Origin of the sequence: Alcanivorax sp. REN37, from assembly GCF_041102775.1 — a bacterium.
Taxonomy (GTDB): domain Bacteria; phylum Pseudomonadota; class Gammaproteobacteria; order Pseudomonadales; family Alcanivoracaceae; genus Isoalcanivorax; species Isoalcanivorax beigongshangi.
Genome location: NZ_JBGCUO010000001.1, coordinates 749,045 through 773,429 on the forward strand (window position 1 = coordinate 749,045; position 24,385 = coordinate 773,429).

At 63.1% G+C, this 24,385-nt stretch carries 19 protein-coding genes; 10 read left to right on the plus strand and 9 right to left on the minus strand.

Going from position 1 to position 24,385, the window contains the following annotated elements:
* Nucleotides 1-188 precede the first annotated feature (188 nt).
* Nucleotides 189-1,058: a Kdo hydroxylase KdoO gene (gene kdoO, locus AB5I84_RS03340; RefSeq protein ID WP_369454425.1), complete on the plus strand. Its 870-nt coding sequence runs from the start codon at nt 189-191 to the stop codon at nt 1,056-1,058.
* A gap of 9 nt (nt 1,059-1,067) precedes the next feature.
* Here the strand turns inward: kdoO and AB5I84_RS03345 are convergent, their stop codons facing one another.
* Together AB5I84_RS03345 and AB5I84_RS03350 are read right to left on the minus strand one after the other, a co-directional pair.
* Nucleotides 1,068-2,459, minus strand: a complete 1,392-nt coding sequence (locus AB5I84_RS03345; RefSeq protein WP_369454426.1) for an MATE family efflux transporter — start codon at nt 2,457-2,459, stop codon at nt 1,068-1,070.
* A gap of 69 nt (nt 2,460-2,528) precedes the next feature.
* Nucleotides 2,529-3,380, minus strand: coding sequence for an alpha/beta hydrolase family protein (locus tag AB5I84_RS03350; RefSeq protein WP_369454427.1), 852 nt, complete (start codon nt 3,378-3,380; stop codon nt 2,529-2,531).
* A 159-nt stretch (nt 3,381-3,539) separates the two neighbouring features.
* Here AB5I84_RS03350 and AB5I84_RS03355 point away from each other — a divergent pair, with 159 nt between their 5' ends.
* A complete protein-coding gene (locus tag AB5I84_RS03355) occupies nt 3,540-4,130 on the plus strand; it encodes a TetR/AcrR family transcriptional regulator (RefSeq protein ID WP_369454428.1) in 591 nt (196 codons plus the stop codon).
* A 4-nt stretch (nt 4,131-4,134) separates the two neighbouring features.
* On the opposite strand, the gene AB5I84_RS03360 is transcribed toward AB5I84_RS03355, so the two are convergent.
* The 3 genes from AB5I84_RS03360 to AB5I84_RS03370 form a co-directional block, all read right to left on the minus strand.
* Nucleotides 4,135-4,893, minus strand: a complete 759-nt coding sequence (locus tag AB5I84_RS03360) for a siderophore-interacting protein (RefSeq protein ID WP_369454429.1) — start codon at nt 4,891-4,893, stop codon at nt 4,135-4,137.
* Nucleotides 4,890-5,330: a MarR family winged helix-turn-helix transcriptional regulator gene (locus tag AB5I84_RS03365; RefSeq protein ID WP_369454430.1), complete on the minus strand. Its 441-nt coding sequence runs from the start codon at nt 5,328-5,330 to the stop codon at nt 4,890-4,892. The genes AB5I84_RS03360 and AB5I84_RS03365 overlap by 4 nt, the downstream gene beginning before the upstream one ends.
* 211 nt (nt 5,331-5,541) lie before the next feature.
* Nucleotides 5,542-6,888 (minus strand): hypothetical protein, encoded by a 1,347-nt coding sequence (locus AB5I84_RS03370; protein ID WP_369454431.1) that lies wholly within the window; start codon nt 6,886-6,888, stop codon nt 5,542-5,544.
* An 87-nt stretch (nt 6,889-6,975) separates the two neighbouring features.
* Between AB5I84_RS03370 and AB5I84_RS03375 the strand changes: the two genes are divergently transcribed.
* From AB5I84_RS03375 to AB5I84_RS03390, 4 genes are all read left to right on the plus strand, one after another.
* On the plus strand, nt 6,976-7,275 hold the full coding sequence (locus AB5I84_RS03375; protein ID WP_369456055.1) for a cysteine-rich CWC family protein: 300 nt from the start codon (nt 6,976-6,978) through the stop codon (nt 7,273-7,275).
* Between the two features lie 387 nt (nt 7,276-7,662).
* Nucleotides 7,663-8,910: an OmpP1/FadL family transporter gene (locus AB5I84_RS03380; protein WP_369454432.1), complete on the plus strand. Its 1,248-nt coding sequence runs from the start codon at nt 7,663-7,665 to the stop codon at nt 8,908-8,910.
* A 20-nt stretch (nt 8,911-8,930) separates the two neighbouring features.
* The gene (locus AB5I84_RS03385) at nt 8,931-12,410 is read left to right on the plus strand and encodes an Ig-like domain-containing domain (RefSeq protein WP_369454433.1); all 3,480 of its coding nucleotides are present in this window, start codon (nt 8,931-8,933) and stop codon (nt 12,408-12,410) included.
* A gap of 138 nt (nt 12,411-12,548) precedes the next feature.
* The gene (locus AB5I84_RS03390; RefSeq protein ID WP_369454434.1) at nt 12,549-13,064 is read left to right on the plus strand and encodes a PraA/PraB family alkane oxidation protein activator; all 516 of its coding nucleotides are present in this window, start codon (nt 12,549-12,551) and stop codon (nt 13,062-13,064) included.
* A 48-nt stretch (nt 13,065-13,112) separates the two neighbouring features.
* Here AB5I84_RS03390 and AB5I84_RS03395 read toward each other — a convergent pair whose 3' ends face one another.
* The 3 genes from AB5I84_RS03395 to AB5I84_RS03405 form a co-directional block, all read right to left on the minus strand.
* Nucleotides 13,113-13,868, minus strand: coding sequence for a class I SAM-dependent methyltransferase (locus tag AB5I84_RS03395; RefSeq protein WP_369454435.1), 756 nt, complete (start codon nt 13,866-13,868; stop codon nt 13,113-13,115).
* An 86-nt stretch (nt 13,869-13,954) separates the two neighbouring features.
* On the minus strand, nt 13,955-16,483 hold the full coding sequence (locus tag AB5I84_RS03400; protein WP_369454436.1) for a hypothetical protein: 2,529 nt from the start codon (nt 16,481-16,483) through the stop codon (nt 13,955-13,957).
* A 161-nt stretch (nt 16,484-16,644) separates the two neighbouring features.
* Nucleotides 16,645-17,757 carry an NADH:flavin oxidoreductase gene (locus AB5I84_RS03405; RefSeq protein WP_369454437.1) on the minus strand — a complete coding sequence of 371 codons (1,113 nt, stop codon included), beginning with the start codon at nt 17,755-17,757 and terminating at the stop codon, nt 16,645-16,647.
* A 116-nt stretch (nt 17,758-17,873) separates the two neighbouring features.
* Between AB5I84_RS03405 and AB5I84_RS03410 the strand changes: the two genes are divergently transcribed.
* Nucleotides 17,874-18,320 carry a winged helix-turn-helix transcriptional regulator gene (locus AB5I84_RS03410; RefSeq protein ID WP_369454438.1) on the plus strand — a complete coding sequence of 149 codons (447 nt, stop codon included), beginning with the start codon at nt 17,874-17,876 and terminating at the stop codon, nt 18,318-18,320.
* Here AB5I84_RS03410 and AB5I84_RS03415 read toward each other — a convergent pair whose 3' ends face one another.
* A complete protein-coding gene (locus AB5I84_RS03415; RefSeq protein WP_369454439.1) occupies nt 18,321-19,337 on the minus strand; it encodes an AraC family transcriptional regulator in 1,017 nt (338 codons plus the stop codon).
* Nucleotides 19,338-19,483: 146 nt separating this feature from the next.
* Here AB5I84_RS03415 and AB5I84_RS03420 point away from each other — a divergent pair, with 146 nt between their 5' ends.
* From AB5I84_RS03420 to AB5I84_RS03430, 3 genes are all read left to right on the plus strand, one after another.
* Nucleotides 19,484-20,509 (plus strand): 2Fe-2S iron-sulfur cluster-binding protein, encoded by a 1,026-nt coding sequence (locus AB5I84_RS03420; RefSeq protein WP_369454440.1) that lies wholly within the window; start codon nt 19,484-19,486, stop codon nt 20,507-20,509.
* A 35-nt stretch (nt 20,510-20,544) separates the two neighbouring features.
* Nucleotides 20,545-21,723 (plus strand): alkane 1-monooxygenase, encoded by a 1,179-nt coding sequence (locus AB5I84_RS03425; RefSeq protein ID WP_369454441.1) that lies wholly within the window; start codon nt 20,545-20,547, stop codon nt 21,721-21,723.
* 138 nt (nt 21,724-21,861) lie between these two features.
* Nucleotides 21,862-24,372, plus strand: coding sequence for a helix-turn-helix transcriptional regulator (locus AB5I84_RS03430; RefSeq protein WP_369454442.1), 2,511 nt, complete (start codon nt 21,862-21,864; stop codon nt 24,370-24,372).
* Nucleotides 24,373-24,385: the final 13 nt, after the last annotated feature.

Consider the following 24,385-nt stretch of genomic DNA (forward strand, 5'->3'; position numbering starts at 1 on the left):
GGTCTGCCACGCCCCTATCTTGAACGCCTCGGACGCCCGCTTAGCGGCGGATTTACCGCGGTGCTTCGCCGCCATCATGAATGAAAATGAATCGCGTTCCACTGGAGCGCGCTGCCGCTTTATATTACTCTGTGTCTCGCTTTCACGAATTTTTCACAAACCGCTGTGGCGCGAGAACGGGAGGTGCAATGAGCGGCAGAATCCTCGAAATGCCAGTGAACGATTGGCAGTGGGGACACAGTGATCCGGCCTGGGCGGCGGCGTTGGAAGCCGGGAAAGTGCTGTATTTCCCGCAGTTGCCGTTCCGCCTGCAACCGCAAGAACAGGCGTTGCTGGATCCGCAGTTGCTGGCGCCCAAAGTGCGCAACATCAGTCTCGACGGCGCGGGTGAACTCAAGGGCGCGCAGGCTGAGGCCGATACTCACCGGGCGCTGACCGAGATGGTCGGGCGGTTCCGCCATCAGGCCCAATCCCTGGTGGAGTCCTTGCTACCGCGATATCGCGGTGCGCTGCGGGTGGCGGCCACCAGCTACCGGCCGATGCCGGTGGACAGCCGTCGCCAGTCTTGGCGCGCCGATGATCGCCGCATGCACGTGGACGCATTCCCGTCACGGCCCAACTATGGCGAGCGCATCCTGCGCGTGTTCACCAACATCAACCCCCACGGTGAACCCCGTGTGTGGCGTTTGGGTGAACGTTTCGATGACGTGGTGCGCACCATGCTGCCGCGCGCCAAGCGCTATGTGGCGTGGCAGGCCGGGGTGCTGGATTCGCTGGGCATCACCAAGTCACGGCGCAGTGAGTACGACCATCTGATGCTGCAACTGCACGACCAGATGAAATCCGACCTCACTTACCAGCAGCAGGTGGATGAGCAGCGGGTGGCGTTTCCGCCTGGCTCAGTGTGGGTATGTTTCTCTGACCAAGTGTCCCACGGCGTGTTGTCCGGCCAGTACATGCTGGAGCAGACCCTGCACTTGGCGGTGGAAAACCAGTACGACCCGGGCACCAGCCCGCTGGCGGTGTTGCAGCGCCACACTGGTCGCGCACTGATCTGACCGCCGGCGTCAGGTCGCTGGCGATGCGCTGACGCTGTCCAGTGCCACCAGCGGCCGTTTCTTCCACACCCACTGGTAATAGGCCCACTGCAGCGCAAAGCCGAGCGTGAAGTTCACCGCGTAGGCATACCAGATGCCATCCAGCCCCATGCGGCGGCTCAGCCACCAGGCCAGCGGCAGCTGCACCAAGATAATCACTGACAGTGTGATGGCCATCGGTGTCCATACCGTGCCGCTGGCGCGCATGGTGCCGGACAGCACCACACTGCCGCCGAAGCACAGGATCGACCACAGCGCGATGTGCAGCAGACCCTGCGCCAGCTCCAGCACTTCGTCATCGGTGATGAACAGCGAGGTCAGATGGCGGCTGGTCAGGTACGCCAGCAGGATCAGTCCACCGGTGATCACCAGGTTCATGATGCTGGCGGTGCGCGTTACCACCGCCACCTGTTCTGGCCGCCGCGCACCGATTGCCTGCGCCGCGAAGATCGAGCAGGCGATGCCGATCGACAGCGCCGGGAACTGGATGTAGTTGATCACCTGCGCTACCGCGCCATAGGACGCAGTGGCGGCGCTGCCGAATTGGTTGATCAGGCCGATCAGCACCAGTCCAGCCACTGCGGTGGTAATCATCTGCACGCCGGTGGGAATGCCCAGCCGCAGAATGGTGGCGGTCATCTGTGCATCGAACCGCACCTTGGCGAGCAGCGCGCGGTCCACTTGCAGCACCCGGCCGCCACGGCGTTGGAGAATGATCAGCAGCGTGATCGCCAAGGTGTTGCCGATCAGGTTGGCCACCGCCGGCGCCATGGTGCCCAGTTGCGGTAGGCCGAAACTGCCGTGGATCAGCATTGGCGTGACCGTCAGTCCTACGGCAATGGTCAGCACCCACGCGTAGAGCGGCGACAGGCTGTCACCGACGCCGCGCAGCAGGGCGGTATAGACGATTTGCAGAAAGATCAGCGGCAGCCCCGCCATCATCACGTGGAAGTAGGGCAGTGCCAGCGACAAGATCGCCGGGTCGGTACCGAGCAGCATCAGGATCGATTTCGACTGCCATAGCCCGAACACACTCAGCGTGACGCTGGCCACCAGCGTCAGGAACACCGCATTGCCGGCCGCGCGGCGCACCAGCTCCGGGTTCTTGGCGCCCCAGGCTTGGCCCACCACCACTGTGGTGCCGGAGGACAGCCCGATCACGAATGCCAGCAGGCACAGCAGGATCGGCAGGAACACCGACACTGCCGCCACCGCTTCGACACCGAGCAGTTGGCCGACAAACACCGTGTTCACGGTGCCAGCCAGACTTTGCAGGATATTGGTCAACACCAGCGGTAATACGAAGATGCTGAAGGTTTGCCAGAACGGGCGCGGGGGAACGGCGGAAACTGCGGGCGGCACGGCGCCTCCTGTCGGTCGGAGCAGCGGTCATGGTACGTGACAACGCCGCTGCCGCCCAATCGCCGCCGGTCAGCGCGGCGCCAGTTGCGGCAGCGTGTCGAGCATCTCCTGCCACAGCCATTGGGCACCGGGCCGGAAATAACCCATGTGGCCAAGCGCGCCGCGCTCCAGCGTCAGGTCGCGGGTTTGGCAGGGTGCATTGCGGTAGCCAGAGATGAACGCATCGCGCGAACGTGGCAGCGCCCAGTCGTCATCCAGCGCGTTGGCGAACAGCATCGGGATGCGTACCGCGGCGTAGCGTTGGTGCAGTGCACTTTGCTGCGGATCATCGAACAGGTAGTGCGGCCAACGGCACCAACGCTTCCATTGCTGATAGACACCTTTCGGCAGGTCCTCGCCCATGCCAAAGCGGCTCCAGGCCAAATAGCCCGTGCGCCGTACCAGTAGCGGCAGCACCAGGTTCCACATCAACCGCACTTTCAAGCCTTCCAGGCGCGGCATCCAGCCGGCCCAGCCGGCGCCACAGCCCACCACGTAGGCGGCGGTTACTTGCTGTGGGGCGGGTAGCATGCCCAGCGCGTGCCCCCCGAACGAATGGCCGACCACATACAGCGGCGCGTCAGCATCGGCGAAATGGGCCACGGCGGCGGCCAGATCCAACTCTCCCCAGTCGACATAGCTGATGTCCGCCGTCGCCAGATCCGCAGGGCGTGAGCCGCCAATACCACGGTAGTCGAACGTCAGCACCTGCATGCCCTGGCTGGCCGCGAACTCCGCAAAGCGGCGGTAGAACTGTTGCGGCACCCCGGTGGCGCTGGCCACCAACAGGTTGGCTTGCACCGGGCCTTGGGCCGGGTATAGGCAGGCCGCCAACGGGTAGCCATCGGCGGCGTGCAGTGTGAGGGGCTGGGAGGTGCTCATGGCTGGGTCCTGAGTCGGGAATAGGGCCGCGGTGGCCGGCGTGCGGCGTTCCGGGATGTAATTTCTGCAAACTAAACGAACGTTTAGTAACTTTCAAGTTGCGATGAATACTGGCGCCATTTACTCTTTCTCGACCCTTCACGTCGGGAGTAGAGCGTCATGCGTCCGCAGAAAATTTCACGTGAGCAGCTGCTACACAGCTGCGCCGTGGTGTTCAAGGACAGTGGTTTGCACGGCACTTCGATGGAGGCTTTGGCGCGCGCCTGCGGCTTGACCAAAGCGGCGTTCTATCACCATTACCCCACCAAGCAGGCGCTGCTCGCCGACGTGCTGGCATACACCCACGCACAAATCAGTCAGTACCTGTTTGCCGTCGCCTATGACGAGCAGCGGTCGGCCGCCGAGCGCATGGCCGCGATCAACCAGCGCGCCGCCAAGTTGTTCATGGACGGGCCGATCGGCTGTTTGATGGGGGTGATTGCGGTGGACGCGCCCGGCGCGTCACCGAAACTGCTGACCGCAGTGCAGGCATTTTTTGATGAGTGGGCGCAGGCGTTTGCGCACCTGTACCGCTGCCATTGGCCGGCGCCACAGGCGGAGCGGCTCGGACAGCAGATGGTGGCGTTGTATGAAGGCGCGATCCTGATGGCTCGGACCTACCAGGATCCGCAGCGGATCCGGCAGGCCGGCGAGTTGGCGTTGTCATGGCTGGATAACGCGCCGGCTGCCACCGCATCCGGCGCCGGCTGAACGCTCACGCTTGTTCGTCGGCGCGGGCGTCGTCGTTCTTGATGACCTTGTGCTGGTCCTCGGTGCTGCCCTGTTTCCAGTAGCTGGAAATGTACAGCGCACGGCGGTCCACATTGCGCTGTTCGCGGAAGAACTTGCGCAGCGCGCGCATGCCGCTGAACTCACAGGCCGCCCAGATCGACGGCCGGCCGTCACGCCAGGGCAGTGTGGCCAGATGATCAGCCAGCAGTTGTGGCTGTTCGCCCGGATGTGGATTCACCAGCCAATGCAGGGTGACGCCGGGCGGATGTTGCAGCGGCTGCACATCGTCGGCATGCAGGATCTCGATCACCGCGTCGCCGACCGCATCAGCCGGCATCTGCTCCAGATTCACGCTCAGCGCCGGCAGGGCAGTCATGTCGCCCGCCAACAGGAACCAGTCAGCGCTGGGATCGACCAGCTTCTTCGGCCCGGGGCCGCCGATCAGGATTTCATCACCGGGTTTGGCGTTGAGCGCCCATTGCGCCGCCGGTCCGCCATCTTCGTGCAACACGAAGTCGACATCGAAAGCGTCGTCACGTTGGAAGCGCACGGTGTAGGTGCGCATCAACGCCGGCGAGCTGTCGGTTTCTGGGAACATCAATTTGATGTAGGCGCTTTCTTGATCGCGCGGGAAGCGGTCGGGGCCGGCATCGCCGAGGGTGACGCGCAGCATGTTCGGAGTAATGGTTTCAGAGCCCAGTACGCGCAGGGTGCGCGGTGTGGGGCGGCGGGGCGTCGTCATTGGGAACCTCTTTGGTCCAGATTGGCGGTCATGGTGTCCGCCATGCGGATGAAGTGCGCCACGTCCTCGTCACTGAGGCCGGCGCTCATGCGGGCCATGGTCTGCTGCTCCAGCTGTTGCAGGCGTTTGAGCAGTGCCAGACCCTCGGCAGTGATGGTCAACAGCTGGCGGCGTCCGTCGTCGGGGTGCGGGTGACGTCCCACCAGCCCGGCGCTGCCAAGTTCGTTCAGCAAACGGGTGATCTGTGCTTTGTCACGATCCAATGCCTGCGCCAAGGCGTGGGGCGTGGCCTCCGGCATCAGCAAACTGACCACCTTCACCGCCCGCACTTGCCCCATCGGCAAGGCGATGTCGGCACCTGCCATGGCGTGACGCAAGTGGCGAAAATAAGCGCGGGTGAGTCGGTGAAGGGGATCGACCAGGTAACGGGTGTACACAGCAGTGCCTCGAAATGGTTGACGTTATCAACTTATAGATCGATCTTGATAAAGTCAATCATTCTCATTTGCGGTGTTGTACCAATGGCTGAGTACGAGGTGCCGGAACCGGGGAACTATCACTTGGTGTTGGTGCGCAACGGCGACGGCGAGTAGCGGGCGGCTAGAGCGGAGAGGCGCGCAGCCCCAGATCGGGGCTGCGCAGCTGGAATCACTGCAATGGACGTTGCAGCTGGTCGAACACGTCGCAGCCAAAGGCTTCAAATTCATCGACGGTGAAGTAGGCGGTATCCGGCAAGTATTCGCCCATGACCTGGGCCTCATCACCGGGCGTGCTGGTGTGCTGTACTGCTTGGGTGAAACCGGGTGCCGGCAGCATGTTACGCAGAATCAGGAAACCGTCGGTCTCGTTGTTGGTGCCCCCTTCAAACAGGCCGCGCCCATCGCCCGCTTCCGGCCAGGGCAGGAAATTCACCTTGCAAGCGTCCGTAGCGTTACTGGGGCGATCCTGCTCCAGTCCGGTGACGATCAAGTACTCGTCGTTGTCGCCCACCAGTAATTGCTCGTCATACAAGCAGGCATTCACCCGCTGGGAGAAGTACTCGTTCTGGCACAGCGACCAGTAGCGCAGCTCGCTGCCGTTGTCGTCGAAGTGGCTGGCGCCACGGGTCTGGGGCGTTTTCGGCAACTTCCCGCGCAGCACCACCAGCGGTTTGATGGCGCGGTCCACATAGGAATAAACGTATTGGTTGTCGAGTACCGCGTAGAAACGCACCTCCCGCTGCGCCGGTTGTTGCTCGTGCTCGGCGCATTTGTTCAGGAAGCTGCAGTCGATATTTACCGTCGAGCTGTAGGCCGCGCGGAACAGTGGCGGATCCATAGCCGGGTTGTTCGCCGCGCGCATGGCGTCATAGGCAGGCGCCGGTATCATCGGGATTTTCAGCACTTCGCGGCTGGCTGACAGCTCGGTACAGGCCGCTTCGCCTTCCAGTGTACGGCCGTCGGCCAGCGTTAGTACCGGTGCTGGTAGCGGCTGGCCGCCTTGGCGATCCAGCCCCGGATCGGCCACATAAACCCGGTACAACACGATGCTTTCGGCTCGCACCAGCTCCACCGTGTTGCTGGCGCCGTTGGCGTTCTCGGCCAGCGTTACCTGGTAACTACGCTGCGCTTCCGAGCGGGGGTGGCCCGTGCGGAATGGGTTGATGTGGCCTGGCAGCGGTTCAATGTCGCGATCCGACAACGTTGAGTAGGGCCGGTCTTCGTCATAGCTGGTCAGCGACATGTAGCGCCCCTGCGGGAAATTGCCATGCAGTTCCAGCGACGCGCCGGGTGGCAGCTCGAAGCGTGCACTCCAATAGGTGGCGCCGGTGTCGGGATACGCAATGTTGGTCTCCGGAACCTCGCGCACATAGGGGCCGCCCCAAAAGCAGCTTTGCGCAACTCGAACCGGATTGGATGACGATGAGGAGCTGCCGCCACAACCGGTCAATAGCGCTGCCAGCAGCAGCGCCGAACCGGCAGCAAGGTGGGACGGTGTAAGGCAAGTCGTTGTCATTGTTATGGTCCTTGCAGGTCAAGGCGAAAATGCCGGCATACAGCATCGACACTTGGCGCGGCGAGCACTATGGGGTGGCCGACACTGATGTACGGTTTTGGGTCAGCCGCTGGCGCGCACTGCGGTCGCAAGGCAAACCGCCTATGCTGTGCGCCCTGTTACCTGCCGGACTTGATCGTGACTGTTCCCCGTTCCGCTGTGCCGTCCCCGATCCAGCAGTGCCCCGTCTGTGGCGCTGACAACCAGTGTGCACCGGCCGCCTGTGGCCGCTTCGAGGTGGATTGCTGGTGCCGCCACCAGCCGGTGTCCGCGTCAGTGCGCGCGACCCTTCCGGCCGCGCAACGTGGTACCGCGTGTCTATGTCCAGCTTGCGCGAAGGTGCCATGATGGCACCCTGGTGAGAGCGTAAAAAATAGTCTTATTATTTTTATTTTTTGACGCCTTATCAGCACCATGGTGTGTCGAGTTTTTGCATTGATAAATGAAATAAGGCGGTTTTTGTAAAGTTTATTCTAATCGCCTGACACCTCCGTTTCGTTTGAATCCGAGTCAAATACTTCGGTTATTCCTCGCCACTTTCACGCTTTTTTTTGTACCCCTACTCTTGCTGTGCGCTGCGTCACGGGACACCTGTGACTGGTGCGGTCGACGGTCCTGACTAGCCGTCTTCCGACTCCGGTAATGGATACCGTGAAGGCATAAAAACAAGATCATCAGGGAGTAAAAACGGTGCCAATGAAACGCATTCTTTGTGCGGCTGTGGGTGTGTGTGGGATGGCGAGTGCGCCGGTTTGGGCCTCGATGGGCAATGCGCCGAGCAGTTACGGCATCCTGCCGGGCGATGTCGCCTCCGCCCAGTCGCTGTCGCTGTTTTCCTCGCAGATTTCTGCGGTCTATTACAACCCCGCTAACTTGGTCAAAGACCGGCGCGGCAGCCTTACGCTCGGCATGCTGCATGCCGACCATGACCTCAAGGCCGATGGCCGCCGTATTGAGGACCGTCCCAGCCAGCAGCTGATGCTGGGTCTCAAAACCGATCTGTCGCGACTGACCAGCAGTGATCATCCAATCTACTTCGGTCTGATGGCCGGGGTGGAAAAGTACGGCCGCGAAATGCTGTCGTTCTCATCGAACACGCAGAGCGGCCCGCAGTACCTCACCTATGGGCGTCAGCCGCTGTTTCTCACCGCCGGTATCGGCACTCAGTTGTGGCGCGGCATCGACGCCGGCATCGCCGCGCGGGTGACACTGCATGCGGAGGCCAAGCTCTACGCCGGCACCAGCCTCGGCGGTGACACCTCCGGTGAGCAGCTGGAGGTATCCGCCAAGCCGGTAGTACGGCCCATCGTCGGCTTCAACCTGCGTTGGGGCGAAACCTTCTGTGACCAGGCGGAATGCTGGCTCGATAATCTGGAAACCGCGCTGTCCTACCGTGCCTCTTCCAACACCCGCACCAAGGTGCGTGCGGACATTACCGTACCGGGGGTCATTCAATCGCCGGGTCTGCAAATGGCGATTCGCGCCTACGACGCTATGCAGCCGGACATCACCACACTCGGTTTCAAATACGATTTCGGTGGTATGCGGCTTGGGCTCACCGGTGAATACCAAGCCTGGGGCAAGCAGCAGCGCGACCTGCGACACGACACCATCAAAGACCAAGGCCAGATCAATTTCCGCGACATCATCATTCCGCGCGTCGGCATGGAAGTGGACCTCTCCGACAGCCTGATGCTCACCGTCGGTGTTGCCCGCGAGCGCAGCCCGCTGGCCAGCACTCGCACCCTCGACGTGAACTACATCGATGCCAACAAGACGGTGTTCGGGCTCGGCCTGAGTGCGCAGATTCCGCGCGTGCCGTTGCTGGCGTGGCCAGTGCAGCTCGACCTCGGTTACCAGTACCAGCACTTGGACAAGCGTGACTTCCAGCTGTCCAGCAGCGCCACACCAGGCAGCTACGCCACTGTCACGACGCGCGGCGATGTGAACGTGTTCGTCGGCTCCGTCAGCGTCAACTTCTGAGCCGGGAGAGGAGAACAATAATGAAAAAGTGGATGCTGCTGGCACTCACTGCCAGCCTGGCCGCCTGCGGTGGCAGCAAAGATGACGTCAACGCTGATTACGACAACCAGATAGAGCGGCGCAACCAAAACTTGGTGTTCGCCTATCCCGCCGCGGGCCAGCACAACGTGCCGGTGACGGCGCCGCTGATGCTGAGTTTTTCCAGCGCCGTGAAACAACCGCATGCGCTGTCACTGCAATTGGTGGCGGCCGGTCAGCCACCGGTGGCGTTGCACGTAGAGACAGTGGACCAAGGTCGCGGCTTGATGCTGACCCCGGCTGCGCCGCTGCAGCCGCTGACGGCGTACCAGCTGGCGTTGCCGGCCATTGATCTGGAAAAAGGCACGGCACCGGCCCGCACTCTCGACTTCAATACCGCACCGCGCTGGGATGCTGCGCTCACCGGTCAGCAGGGTGACCGCTTTACGGTGGTTAACCAGTGGCCGGCGTTGGATCAGGCGGTGCCGGACTTTGCCAGCTTGCGCTTGCAGCTGAGCCAGCCATTGGACCCAGCCAGCGTGCGCTATGGCAATCAGCAAGACAGCACCGTCGCCTTGCTTGATGCCAACGATCAGTTGGTGGCCGCCGATGTACTGGCGGTGGGACCCTACTTAACCGTGGACCCACGGGCGGACCTGCCTGCCGGCAGCTACCAGTTACTGTTGGGCGGCGGACTGCTCAGCACCGCCGGTCACAGTCTGCCGGGCAGTGCCGGCAGCGCCGAGACCCGCTATCGCTTCACCGTGGTCGACACCCGGCCGCCGGTAACGGAGAGCAATCGGCAGCGCGAGCGCGCCATGATGCGTCAGAGCTTGGTCAGCGGCGGCACCAGTGCCTTGACTGGCGCCGCGGTAAATCAGGTGCCGTTGTCCTCGGTACTGCTCGGCGCAGAGGCCGAGGTGGCATTGGATGGCGACCTGATAGTGGAGCTGGCTCATGCGCCAGCGTTTCCCGCCGCAACACCGTTGCGGCTGCCACGCGGTACCGTGCTGAACGCCAGCAATCTGGATGTGCAGTTGGGCGGTGAAGTGGCTGCCGGACTGTCCTCCGGCCGCGTGACGCTGGAATTGCTCAGTGATGCCACGGGCGTGCTGCTGGACAACCCCTATAGCCGCGCCGCTGATGCGCCGAAGTTGGTGCGCGCCATGATGGACGTGGCGATCAGCGCGGAAGACCCCCGCGCCAACGGTGCCGTCACGCAAACCCTAATGCACGTCGCTCTGGTGGGCACCGCCCGCGCCCGTGGCGACGACTTGGTGCTGGACGTGATCGCGGTGGCAGAGCCCCAACTGTTGTCTAGTGAATACGCCCGCACCCTGATCAGCCTGCATCTGGAAGGTAAACCCACCAGCGGCGTGCGTCCGCCGGTGGACGACCGGGTGCTTGAGCAAGTGCACGCCGGCGCCGAAGCCGATCCCGCCCGCGTGAACCCTCATGCGCCGCTGACGCTGATGTTCAACAAGGCGATCGCCCTGCAAGACGCTGAGCAATTGTCTCTGACGCATAACGGCGTGCCGGTGCCGTTCAGCGCCGCGGTGCGCGGCAGCGCCTTGTACCTGCAGCCGCAGCAGCCGCTGAGTTACGCCCAGCAGCAAGGCGATCAGGTGCAACCGTCGTTGTACGAACTGAGTTTGGGCACTGGCATCGTCGGCTTGAACGGCGCCGCCGTGGCCGGCAACAGCGGTATGCGCTTGGAGATGCCGGTGCAGGTGAACGAGGGGCACGAGTACGGATGGAGAATCGAAGATTCCTCGTCCGGTGAGATGCCGCAGTTCATCGACCTTGGTGTTCAGCCTGTGCCACAGCGCGCGCCAATGTTGTTGGTGACCTATCCCGGTCAGCCGTGCGCCTTGGATCCTGCTTCGCTGGATCTCGCCAACAGCACGGTGGGCTACTGCGCCGGTAGTTTGCGCGAGCCCTACCGCCGCAAGAAAGTCAGTGATTTGGGGCTCACCGTTGTAGCAGAGCTGTCGAAGCTGCCGGAACCGGATCTGCCGTTGAGCACACTGCCGGCCAACCGACCACTGATCACTATTTTTTCCAAGCCCATCGCAGCGTCCTCGGTGCAGTTAGGCGGCAGCTACCAAGTCGAACAAATTGATGAAAGTGGTCGTTCGCTCGGAGCGGTAGCGGGACGAGTGGAGGTGAATGGGGCGGAGCTGCGGTTCTGGCCGCAGCAGCCCTGGAAAGAGGGCGCACTCTATCGCTACCGCTTGGCGTCCAACGGAGACCGCCACAGCGCGTCGGCGCAGTGTGATGGTCAGGGCGCCATTTGTGATGTTAGCGGGTTACCGATTCAGACCCAGCTGCATGCCTTGGAACGGACGCAAGCCCCCATCGAATCCGATAACGAGATCGTCGGATACGACGACATGATCGTGCAATCGGTCAATTTGGCCACCGGAGGCGGTCCGGACTTGGTGCAGTATTTCCGCGCTGAAGCCAGCAGCACACGGGTTCTGCAAGTGCTTAACGGACCCAGCGTCGATACCAACGGCAACCTGCGCCATGAGCGCAATGCGCCCTCCCTGATCCCTGCCGAAATGGACCAGATGCGTATTTCCTATATGGAGTACAGCGTTGAGGAAGACGGCGTGGACAGTTCTCAGCGCGACCCGATGGCGTGTGCGGGTGCTGGCCCCTGTCTTGATCCTGGCGGGATCGCACCGATCCGCAACAGCGCGAAAATCCTGAGCACTACCCTGTATGAGCCAGGCGACAACATGTCCATGCCGGGGCTGAACATCGGTTGCGGCTACCTCAATGGCCAGATCCGCGATGACCAGCAGAACGTGATCGCCGGCTACGACCGCGCTGAGTGCCCGGAAAACTTGTTCATGCATTTGACCGCGTCCTTGGTGGCGGAAGTGGGCGACTACGACGCGGCGTTGGGCGGTCTGGAAGTAGTGGTGCATCCCGCGCAAATCTTCGGAACCTCGCTTCCTATCTACGCCGCCTTCCCGCCACTGGGAGGCGAGAAAGGGGTGCTGGGTATGGACTCCGGTCCGCAGGTAATGCGGTTGCGCCCTGCGATCGATGACCTCTCTTGCGTCGACGATATTGCGTCTGGAAAGCAGTGCAGCCGCAGTCAACCGATCCGGGGTGTCATCCGAGAACAAGATGGTCAGGCGGTGCTTGATCTGACCGTGGACCTCTATGCGGATGCCATGGAGCTTCAGACGCACATCACGGCTATTGCCACCGCGATGGGGGTCGAAGGTTTCGGCGATGTGCTGCACGACTTGGTGCAAGTGCCGTTGCAGTTGCAGCTGACGGGGCCGGTGTCTTTCAACGCGGATGGCACCATGAAAGTGGCGCAGCAATCGGTTAACGCGCTGGAGCTGCCGCTGAACCTGGTGCTCAACACCTTTGGTACGTATTTCCTGATGGCCGACTACGGCCTGCTGATTCCGTCCGGTGGCGCGAAGCTGGAACTGCACACGCAACTGCCACGGCCTTGACGAGAGCGCTCCCGGCGTTCGCGCTGGGAGCGCTTGAGTTTGGATCGGTACTACCGGCATGGATGCCGACCTGTATCAAACCGCCGTTCACACGGCATCAGTTCTCCACATCACAATAACCACATAGGAAACGCTAGGATGAAAAAAGTAATGATCGCGGTCACGGCGGGTCTGGTCGGCCTGATGGCCATCAACACGGCTCAAGCTCTGACCATCAACGGCGGCAATGGCCCGCACACCTTTACCGGCACTGCGGACCTGTCCAAAGGCTCGCTGACGCTGCGCAATTGCACCTTGACGCTGACCGGTACTGTCGAAGAGGCGGCGGGTAACATGGTGATCAATGTGACCAGTGGCAGTGCTTCCGGTGCGGGCTTGTGCAGCAGCGTAAAGCTGAACTTCCCGTGGACGGCTTCGGTGCCGGTGTCGTCGATTCCGACCACTCCTAACGCCACTGTCAACGGTACTTTCACCAACGTGGATGTCGGTACCCCGCTGGGTAAATGCACCAGCAGCCCGGGTTCCATCGGCGCCGTGTTTGGGCCCATCAACGGCTCTACTGGCGGCAGCTACTTCAAGTTCAACAGCAGCTTGGGTACCTGCACCGTCAACGGTCAGGTGGACAACAGCACCGTGTCTGTGACAAACCCGTAACAGTGTTTTAAGAAACAGAAAAACGGGGCGGTTTTCAGCCCCGTTTTTTTATTTTTTGCGGCGCGCAATAAAGGTCAGCATCTCCGCGCCAGATTGGACTCCCGAAACACGGTAGTCCGATAGCACGCTCTCCACCTCGAATCCGGAGGTTTCCAGCAAGCGTTGCATTTGTTCCGCGTGATACCAGCGCAGCGGGAACGGCTGCTGTTCTTCTGCCACGACCTGCTCGCCTTCCATCAGCCTATAGTGCAGCGCCAGTTCATAGCGCTGTTGCTCTGGTTCGAAGTTGGCCACAGAGCAATCCAGCGTCAGGGTGCGTCCGTTGGCCAGCGTCAGGCGGGTGCTGGAGGGTTGCCAGGGTGTGCTCGGCGGTGGCTCGATATCCAGCACCAAACGGCCGCCGGGCAGCAGATGATGGTGAAAACAAGCCAGCGCAGCGCGGGCCTGCTCCAGTTCGGTTATCAGACAGAATGACCCGGCGGGCAGCAGGATGCCGGCATAGCGCAGCGGCAACGCAAACGCGGCCATGTCGGCCTGCAGCAGTTGCGCGCTCAGGCCGCGCGCCTGACAGTGCTCGCGGCAGCGCGCCAGCATGTCCGCCGAACGATCGAGACCATCCACCTCAAAGCCGGCTTCCAGCAGCGGTATCAGCATGCGGCCGGTACCCACTGCTGGTTCCAGCAGCCTGCCGCCGCACTGGGCCGCCTGCTTCAGATAAAACGCCAGATCACCGTTGAGGCTGTACCCCACCGGTTTGCTGGCGTCGTAGAACAGTGTGCTGAGAGGACCGTAGTCGAGATTCATAAGTGCTGCCGTGATACTGGGGGCACCTACTTTAATGGTCTTGAGCAACCCCGCCCAGCCTCGTGGTGACGCTGGGCGGGGTGCTTTCAACGCTGGGCTTGGCCGATGCGCTCCCACATGCGCAGGTAGGCTTCAGCCGAGGTGAACAGCTGGTTCACCGCGTCGTCGATCTCCTCCGGTGAGCGGTCACTGTGCAGGATCATGTCGGCGATCTGGTCCGGGTAAAGACCGTAATGCGCTACTCCGCGCCCCTCGAACAGGCTGAACTCATGATCGCCGGTGCGTTGCACGTCAAAGCTCACGCGCCCGTCCACCGAGGTAAACGGATACAGTCGCTCGAAGTCCTCGGCGCCGCCACCGTTGCCGGCTAGCGCTGCCATACCGTTCACATCAGAGGCAAAGCCGGCGCCGCCAAACGGGCCCACATGCTGGCCGGCTGGCCGCTGGCGGTGACCGTTGTTACGCAGGGCATCGACCCAGCCGCCACGAGTGCCAGCGAAGTCAGCGGTAATACCGCCCTGAGCCGCGATTAGATCGCGGATCGCATTACTGCCGCCCCAACTCCCGTGACTGTTGATCACCGGGTAATTGCGGCCCTGGGTGACGGCCAGGATCTGGCGTGCGGCTTTTTGGCTGATGTGGTCGGTTTCGATCATCATCTGCCGCTTCATTAGTTCCTCGATTAGGAAATAGCCCAGCGTCGACAAGCCGCGGCTGTTGCACAAATGACTGGTGCCGCGGCGTGGATCGATTTGCGCCAGCGGGCCGGGCGCGCCGGGCAGCACGTTGCCGATGAACTCCAGGTGGTACAGCAACTGCTCGAAGATGCCGCCGGGTGACAACGCTTTGAGAGAGTTGCCGTCGGTTTCCGGCGCGTCTTCGTCGAAGGCGCATTCCTCAAACTCGATTGGATGCAGCGTTTCGAGGATATTGCCCACATACAGCACCGTGCCGATGCCGAACCCGGCCGATAGATCAGGCAGGTGGCCGCCGAAGCTGTTGTCGAACTTGTGCACCGGGAACAGGCTGCGCACACCGAGGTTGTAGAGCCGGTCGAGGTTCTCCAACACCTGCTTTTCGGTGCACATCGCCATGCCCAAGTTTTCACCGCAGTTGAGCACTTGCGAGGTTTCGACGCCGAGAATTACCGCCATCTTGCCTTCGGAAATCACTTGTCGTGCCTGCGCCGGATCGGTCACCAGCTGGAACCAACCGAGGCCGGGGCCGCCGTGCTGGGCGTCGATGTAGTCCTGCATGTCTTTCATGCGCCGGGCCTGTAGTTCGATGCTGGCCATGCTGTCGCATTCGTTCTTTTTCTGCGGATTGATCTGACACAGCACCTCGTTGTGCACCAGATGGTTGACCATCACTTTCAAGCCGGCCAAGTGCGCGCGTTCAATCCAGCGATAGTAGGTTTGGTGGTGCTGAAGCGAGTCGTTGCGCGGCCAATATCCGTAGCTAGGCCAGCCTTTAGTGTCGTGTGGGCCAGGGTTGCTGGTGAGGTGCTCTACCAGCCCGGTCATGCCGAACGGGCCGTGGTGTACCGAGCAATCATCCAAGGCATGGTCGACGCCGAATTTATGGAAGGGCGCGCCGTAGTTCACCCGGCCGCCAATGAACTCAAACGCCGAAATGTGGGTGTGAGTGTCGACAAAACCGTAGATGTCATCGTCTTCAATGCCAGCGACACCGCGAAACCGGTCAACCTCGTTCAGATAGATTGCTGGCGCCTCGTGCACGGTGGCATTGAGTTCGGCTTCCGGGTATTCGGCACAGCCGTCGGCTTGCTCAAAGCGAAAACGGGTGTCGGGGCCGGCGACCGACGGCGACACCATACTCAGGCTGCCGCCGCCACCGGCACCGAGCACCAGTCCGGTGACCCGCGAGCGAATCTGGTATTGCTCGTCATCGCCAACCGGATTAAGCGCCCAGATCGACAGGTCGTTGGCGTCTTTCACCATGCCAAGGCGCGGCGCCACCGAAATGTCGCTGACTTTGCCGCCGATGCCGGTGACCAGTTCGCCGAGGCTGCGTACCAATTTGCCGAGCGGCGCGATCGGGTCCAGCACCAGGTTCAGGGTGTCGCCCAGGCCGGCCACCAAGTAGCCCAGCTCACCGACAAAGTTACCGGCTGGATCAAGGAACAGGTCGGCCGGGTCGCTGATGCCAAGCAGTTGTTTACTGCCGCGCTGGCCGGCATTGCGTTGGTAGTCAGACAGCAGCAGATACTCACCCAGCGCTGCCGGTTTGAAGTAGAACGGGCTGGCGTGTTGGGGGTTATCCGTGAGGTCGTAGCGGCTTTTTGAGGGATTGGCGCTCAAGTAGCGGCCATCGCTGCTGGCCACTCGGTAGCAGGCGTTGGCGAATTGATAGCGGCCGGCGGGCCGCTGCGCCACCGGGGGATTGCCGCCTTCGCCGCCGTCACCGCCATCGTCATCATCGTCATCATCGCCGGGCAGTTCTGGTTCGGTGACGCCGGGCTGTTCCGGGCCGCCGGTGGCGGGCCGGGCGCTGCCACTGCTGCTGCCGCCGCAGGCACTGAGGGACAAACACAATACGCCGAGCAGCAGCCACGGCAACGCGGCCCGCTCCCGTAGGAGGGTCGAGATGGACATGCCTCGCATCCTTTTTTGTTGTGGTTATTCGTGTGGACAGATTTGGTACGAATATCCCACTGCGAGACCGGTGCCTGTGTTGGATTCTTGTTGCAGTTATTAAGACGAAGGTGCCGAAATGTTATGGGTCCGGCACCGCAGGTGGCGGTGCCGGACACGCATCAGCTCAACGAGGACAGGGCGTCCTTGGTGAACACATTGATCTCCTCGTCACGGCCGTCGCGGATCTTCTGCAGCCATTGCGGGTCTTGCAGCAGCGCACGGCCGATGGCGATCAAATCGAATTCGTCGGCGGCCATGCGCTCCAGCAGCGCGTCGATGCCGACCGGCTTGGCAGTGCCGCCCATACCGCTGTTGTCGTGGCCGATGAAATCATCGTCGAGACCGACGCTGCCCACCGAAATGGTCGGCTGCCCGGTGAGCTTGCGGGTCCAACCGGCCAGGTTCAGTTCCGAGCCGTCAAACTCTGGCACCCAGAAACGGCGCGTGGAAGCGTGGAACACATCCACCCCGGCATCCACCAGCGGCGTCAGGAATTGCTCCAGCTGCTGCGGCGTTTCGGCCAGACGGGCGGCGTAATCCTGCTGTTTCCATTGAGAGTAGCGCAGCACGATGGCGAACTCGGGGCCGACCGCTGCGCGCACTGCGCGCACGATGTCGGTGGCGAAACGAGTGCGCGCCAGCGCATCGCCGCCGAAGCGGTCAGTGCGCTGGTTGGTACCGTCCCAGAAGAATTGATCGATCAAATAGCCGTGAGCACCGTGCAGCTCAACGCCATCGAAGCCGATCTGTTTGGCGGCCAGCGCGGCATCGGCAAATGCCTGCACAGTGGCGTCGATTTCCTGCTCGGTCATCGCCTCGCCGTTGTTGCGACCTGGCTTGAACAGTCCTGACGGCGATTGCGCGGCGGCGTCCGGGTAGGGCGTGACGCCGGCACGACGCACCGCGCCCACGTGCCACAGCTGCGGAATGATGGCGCCGCCGGCGCCGTGCACCGCGTCCACCACCTGTTTCCAGCCCGCCAGGGCCGCGTCACCGTGAAACGAGGGCACCTGCGGATAGCCGTTCGCCGACGGCCGGTCGATGGTGGTGCCCTCGGTAATGATCAGCCCCACCTCGCCTTCGGCGCGGCGGCGGTAGTAGTCCACCACCGCTTGGTCCGGCACGTGGTTGGGAGAAAAGTTGCGCGTCATCGGCGCCATCGCCACGCGGTTGCGCAGTTGCAGCGACTTGCATTGGAACGGGCGGAACAGCGGGTCCAGCGAACGGCTCATGGGTCACTCCGGCGGTTGGATTTGGTTGCGAGATGCAACCGTAATCCATTCCAGTTTTGTTGTGCAACCGAATCTGGCTAGACTTTGACGTTCCGTACCACGCTTGGAGACCCGCCGTGTCCCGCAAACGCTTTGAGGCTCTGGAGTGCACCGTGGCCGATGCCTTGGACCAGGTCGGCGACAGCTGGTCGTTGATGTTGGTGAAGGAAGCGATGCAGGGCACGCGCCGTTTTGTCGATTTCCAGCGCCGGCTTGGCATCGCACGCAATATTCTCTGTGAACGGCTGGCACGCTTGGTGGCGGCGGACATCCTCACCAAGGTCGATGCCGGCGAGCACGGCACTCGTTATGAATACCGGCTCACCGACAAGGGACGCGACCTGTTCGTGGTGATCACCGCGCTGCGCCAGTGGAGTGAACGCTGGAACGGCTGCGGCGACGGCATGGTGATGGTGGACCGTGAGCAGGGCAGTCCGGTGCGTACGCTGACCGTGCAGGGCGCGGATGGTGCCGCACTCAGCGTGCGCGATGTGGGCTTCGTGCCGCTGCCCGAGGAACGCTGATCAGCTGTCGCGTTGCAGTGCCGCGAGGAATTCCGATGGCGGCACGCCTTCCCAGCGCCGGAATGCCCGGCGGAAATTAGCCATGTCGCTGTAACCGAGCAGGTACGCCAATTCCTGCAGCGGCACCCGGCCGCTGCGCAGGTGCTCCACCGCCAGCATGTGGCGTAGGTCATCACTCAGTTGCTTGAACGAAGTGCCCTCGGCGGCCAGATGCCGGTGCAGCGTGCGTGGCGTCATGTGCAACTGGCGGCACACTTCCTCCAGCGTCGGGAATCGGCCTTGGCGCTCCAGCAGATAGCGGCGGATGCGTTGGCCGAGGCGGTCATCAGCACTCAGTTGCTCCAGCGTCTGGCGGCACAGCGCCTGGGCGCTTTCGAACGCCATCGGGTCGGCCAGCCGCAGTGGCACATCGAGCCGGCTGCGGTCCAACACCAAACCGGTCCAGCTGGCCTGGTCATGCACCGGAACGCGGAACAGCGTCTGCGCCAGCGCTAGGTTGTCTGGTGCGGCGCAGTCGAACGCCACCGCCGTTACCGCATCGTGATCGCGGGTGATGAAGTCGAAAATGTGTTTGATCGCCAACAACACCGCTTCAGCGAGAAAGCGCTCGGTGGCGCCCAGCGGCACCGCCGCGGTCAGCTGCAAGCGCAGACCGTCAGCGTGCGGTTCCGGTGTCAGCGCCAGCAGCGTGATACGCACCCGCAGGAAGGTCACCAGCAGATCAATGGCATCGCGCAGGGTGGTGGCGTTCATCGCCGCATAGCCGAGCACGCCGTGGGTCTGCACCGGCAGCCGCTCGCCCAGCAGCAGCCCCAGATCGGCACGGCCGCTGTGGCTCAGCGATTGCTCCACCAGCTGCTGGAACGCCCGCCAAGGTAGTCGCAGCAGCGCGGTGTCCAGCTGTGACCGCTGCAATCCGGCTGCCGCCAAGCAGCGATCGAAATCACCACCCAGGCTGTCCACCAATTCACCGAGCTGCTGCAAGTACAGGCTGGGCAACACAATTGTCAGCGACATTCCCGTTTCTCCCGGTAACTGGGCGTGCAGGCACTAGTGTCCACAAATGACCCCCAGTTGTCATGCGGTGACCTGTTTCTGCTGCCGCCGGCTTCCTAAGGTGCATCCATGGCCAGTGCGGCCCTCATGCCAACCGGGAGCAGACCATGTTCAGCTGGTTCAAGAAAAACAAAAATCACAGTGCCTGGGTCAACCAACATGCGGTGCCGGTGGCGGCGCGCGAAACGTTGCTGCAGGCCGGCTTGCGGGCCGGTCTGGATATGCCCTACAGCTGCCGCGTGGGCGGCTGCGGTACCTGCAAATGCAAGTTGGTGGACGGCAAAGTGCGCCAGCTCACCGACTTCAGCTATGTGCTGTCGGAACAGGAAATGCAGCAGGGTTACATCCTCGCCTGCCAGTCGGTGCCGCTCGGTGAGATTCGCGTCGAGGCGGTGCTCGACCGGCCGCTGGCGGCTGCCCAGCAGGTCGGTGGCCGGGTGCTGGCACAGCAGCGGCTGACCCACGACATCATGCTGCTGCGGGTGCGGCTGGATGACAGCCTGCGTTATCTCGCCGGCCAGTATGTGGAGCTGTCGGTGGCGTCGCTGCCCGGCGTCGCCCGCAACTACTCATTCGCGACCGCGCCGAGCCATGACGGCATCGCGGAATTTTTTGTGCGCCGCGTGCCCGGCGGCCTGTTCTCGGCGCATATCAATGACCAGCAGTTGGTCGGCGAGGCGGTGTCGCTGCGCGGCCCGCTGGGCGACTTCCATCTGCATCCCGGCACCGGCCCGTTGCTGATGGTGGCCGGTGGCAGCGGTCTGGCGCCGATCCGGGCCATCTTGCAGGACGCTGCTGCCCAAGGGTTGGCGCGCCCGGTGCGGGTGCTGTTCGGCGCCCGCCGTCAACAGGATTTGTACCTGCTTGATGAACTGGAGCAACTGGCTCGCCAATGGCCGGCCGCGTTCAGTGTGCTGCCGGTGTTGTCCGAGCCCGGTGATGACGATTGGACCGGCGCCCGCGGCCTAATTACCGAACACTTCGGCGCAGTGTCGGCCGACACCGACGCCTACCTGTGTGGCCCACCGGTGATGGTGGATGCCGCCAGTGACGTGCTGCGGCAGCAGGGAATTGATCCTGCGCGTATCCATGCCGACCGCTTCCTGACGCAACCGCTGGCTGCAGCGGTGTAACCCCGACCACTCCAACAACAATCACGAGGTCTGTCATGAAACTGCTGCATTACCTGAAGTATTTCCTGTTCCACGGCATCGGCCTGGCCAGCGTGTTGGCCCTGCTGGCGGGCGGCAACTGGATCATCGCCGGGTTCGTCGCCATCGTGCTGTTCTATGTGCTGGGCGACGCGCTGCTGGGTGACGACACCACCACGCCGGAATTCAATTTGCCCGGCGTGTTGACGGTGCAGTTGTGGCTGGCGCTGCCGCTGATGGCGCTGATCACCTTTGTGTCGGTGTGGAGCATGCTTGGCACCGACCCGTTCGGCTTCGGCGCTTGGATCGGTGCGGTCAGCGGCTATGACGTGCTTGCCGCGCGGGCGGCCAACACCTGGCTGCATCATCTGTTCGGCGTACTGCTCACCGGCTTGATGATCGGCATCATCGGCACCGTCACCGCCCACGAATTAACCCACCGTACCTGGGACAAAGTGTCGATGCTGATCGGCCGTTGGCTGCTGGCGTTCAGTTTCGACACCATTTTTTCCATCGAGCATGTGTACGGCCACCACCGCTACGTGGCCACCATCGACGACCCGGCCACCGCGCCGCGCGGCCGCAACGTCTACTACCACGTGCTGGCCTCCACCTGGAAAGGCAACGTCAGCGCCTGGCGTATTGAGAAAGCGCGGCTGGTGCGCGTCAACAAGGGGCTGTGGTCGGTGAGCAATGCGTTCCTGCGCGGCCACTTCATGAGCCTGTTGCTGGTGGCGGCGGCCTGGGCGCTGGGCGGCTGGACCGCGGCGCTGTACTTCACTGCCTGCGCATTGTGGGGCAAGTCGCTGCTGGAAATCGTCAACTACATGGAGCACTACGGTATCGTGCGTGACCCGTCCACGCCGGTGCAGCCGCGCCATTCTTGGAACACCAACCGCCGGGTCAGCTCCTGGACCATGTTCAACCTGACCCGTCACTCGCACCACCACGCTCAAGGGGAGGTGCCGTACCAAGACCTGCGGCCGTTCCCGGATGCCCCCATGATGATTGGCGGCTACCTGACCACCATCATCGTGGCACTGCTGCCGCCGCTGTGGCACCGCCTGATGACGCCGAAAGTGATCGCCTGGGACCGTGACTATGCCTCGCCCGGCGAGCGTAAATTGGCGGCCGCGGCCAGCCAGCGCAGTGGTATGCCCGCCTTCATCGAAGCGGCCGGTACGCTGTCGCAATGAGCCGCGAATCAGGCAACCGGGTGATGGCCGGGCGCAAATGATGCAGTTATAACCCCAAGGGCAGCGCCGCCCTTGGGTGGGCGGTTGCCGGTGTGTCACACATAACAACGATAACGCAGTGGCCCAGCAGGAGTTTCCATGACAACCCAACTGCCGATGACGCGGCTGGCACAGCGCGCGAGGATGGCGCCGCCGCAAGGCGGTACTCTGTTCGCGCGCACCGTTGCGCTGCCGGGAGGTTGGTCCCATGCCGCCACCCCGCTCACGCTGGTGGTAGCGCCTCCCGGTTACGGCAAGACCGCACTGATGCGCTGCGGCTACCAGTGGTATCGCCGCCATGGCGAACCGGTGGCGTGGCTCACCCTCACTGCGGCGGACAACCATCCGCCCACCTTGCTGCAAGCGCTGCATCAAGCGCTCGGCAGCGACGGCACCGGCACATTGGAGCAACTGCTAGAGCGCCACGCTCAGCAGACACCGCGCCAGGTGCTGTTCCTCGACAATCTTGATGTGCTGCGCAACCGCGCGGCGCTGACACTGGTGGAGCAGTTGCTAGTGCTGCGGCCGTTAGCGTGGTCGCTGGTAATGGCGGCCCGCAGCGAGCCGGCGCTGCCGCTTGCCAGCTGGGTATTCGACGGTCAGCTGCAACGACTGGAAGGTGCACAGTTGACCATCAGCGAGCGTGAGCTGGCAGAGTTGCTGCCGGCCACCTTGGCGGCCCCCGAGCGCGCCGGTTGGCAGCAACTGCGCCAGCAGTTGGAAGGCTGGCCGTTGCCGCTGATGTACGGCCTGCGTGAGCTGCAAGCCGGCCGGCTGCACAACATCGATGCCTTGCAGCAACAGCTGCCGTCATTGCTGGAGCACTATTTTGAAACGCTGCTGCAACGCAGTTGCAGCGCCGAAGAACGCCAGTTGCTGACGCTGGCGGCGCTGCTGGACGCCGTGTCCGCCGCCCAGCTCGACGCCGTGCGCGGCCGCAGTGGCAGTGGCCCGCTGCTGGAAGCGCTGCGCCGCCGTAATCTATTCCTGCAACCGCTGCCGGACCATGGCGGCAGCTATCGTCTGCTGGCGCCGCTGCGCACCTTCCTGCGCCAGCGGCTGCGACGCAACCATCCCGAACAAGCCGCCATGTGTTACCGCCGCGCTATGCGTTTGTTCCAGCAGCAGGGCCGCATGGAAGAAGCGGTTCACTATGCGCTGCTGGCGCAGGACTATGCTCAGGCCGCCACGCTGATGGCGGAGTACGGTCATGAGTTGGTGCGGCGCCGTGGTGATCACCAGCGGCTGTTGTCATGGATCAATCGCTTGCCGGCATCGGCCCGGCAGCAGGTGCCGCAGCTCGGCGTGCTGTCAGCCTGGTCGCTGGCGTTCACCAACCGCGTGCAAGAGTCGGAGCAGGCGTTGGCCGAGGTGGCGTCGCGGCAGCCGGCCAGCCGCACGGTGCCGGTGCTGCAATCGCAATTGGAAGCCCAGCGCTGCGTTAACGCGGCGCTGGCTGATGCGCTGCAGGACGCGGCGCGGCTGAGTGAAGCGTGGCTGACCCGCTGGCAGGAGGCGGGCGCCATGGAAACCGGCACCGTGCTGTGTGTGTCAGCCTTTGCGCTGCTGCATCAAGGTCACGCCAGTGTTGCCCTGCAGCGACTTGACCGCGCGCGGCAATTGTTCCGCCAGGAAAACTCCGGTTATGGCCTCGGCTGGGTGGCGCTGTTGCAGGCCATGGTGCGACTGGCGCAGGAGGACTACCTCAGTGCGTTGGCGGAAACCGCCGCGCTGCTCCACCACGATGCGCCGTTGCCGGCCGATCAACAGGACATGCTCGAGCAGGTGCTGATTTTGCGGGCCGTGGCATTGCTGGCCCAAGGCGATGGTGAGGCGGCGCGCTCGGCGTTGGCCAAGGTGCGCCCGGGGCTGGAACTGCACGCCACCGTGGACGTGCTGGCGCTGTGGTACAGCGCCCAGGTTGGGCTGGCGTTGTGGGACGGCGCCGACCCCCAGCCGGTATTCCAGCAAGGCTTGGCCACCGCGGCCCAGCGCGGCCTGGAGCGGTTGCCGTGGCAACTGCAAGTGGAGCGCCGTTATCGCGGACTCTGCAATGAACCGCTGACGCTGCCGAACCGCTGCGAAAGCCGGTTGCTGACGCTGCGTGCCCAATGTGTACGCCAACGGATGCCCGGCAGTGGCCGTCCGGCGGCGTTGCCGCGCGGCGCAGAAGTGGGACGGCTGTCGGTCTTGGTGACGGCGGCGGTCACCGCTCAGCGGCGCGGGCAGGCCGGTGCGGCGCTCACCTCATTGCAGCAAGCGCTGGAGCAGGTGGCTGGGCACGGCGGGTTGCAATGGCTGCGCAACGAAACCAGCTTGCAGCCGCTGCTGCGCCGGTTGGCTGACGACGGCAGTGTGTCGGCGCCGGTGGCGGCACTGCTGGCACAGTTGCTGGAGGGCCCGGAACCGAGCGGCAATGATCTGCTCACCAGTCAGGAACAACACATCCTCACCCATCTGGCCAGCGGTCAACGCAATGGCGAGATTGGGCGCCTGCTGCACATTTCGGAAGGCACGGTGAAATGGCACCTGCACAACGTGTACCGCAAGCTGGATGTGACCTCGCGTACCCAGGCGGTGGCGCGCGCGCGGGAGCTGCAGTTGTTGTAAAAATCGGGTGTCT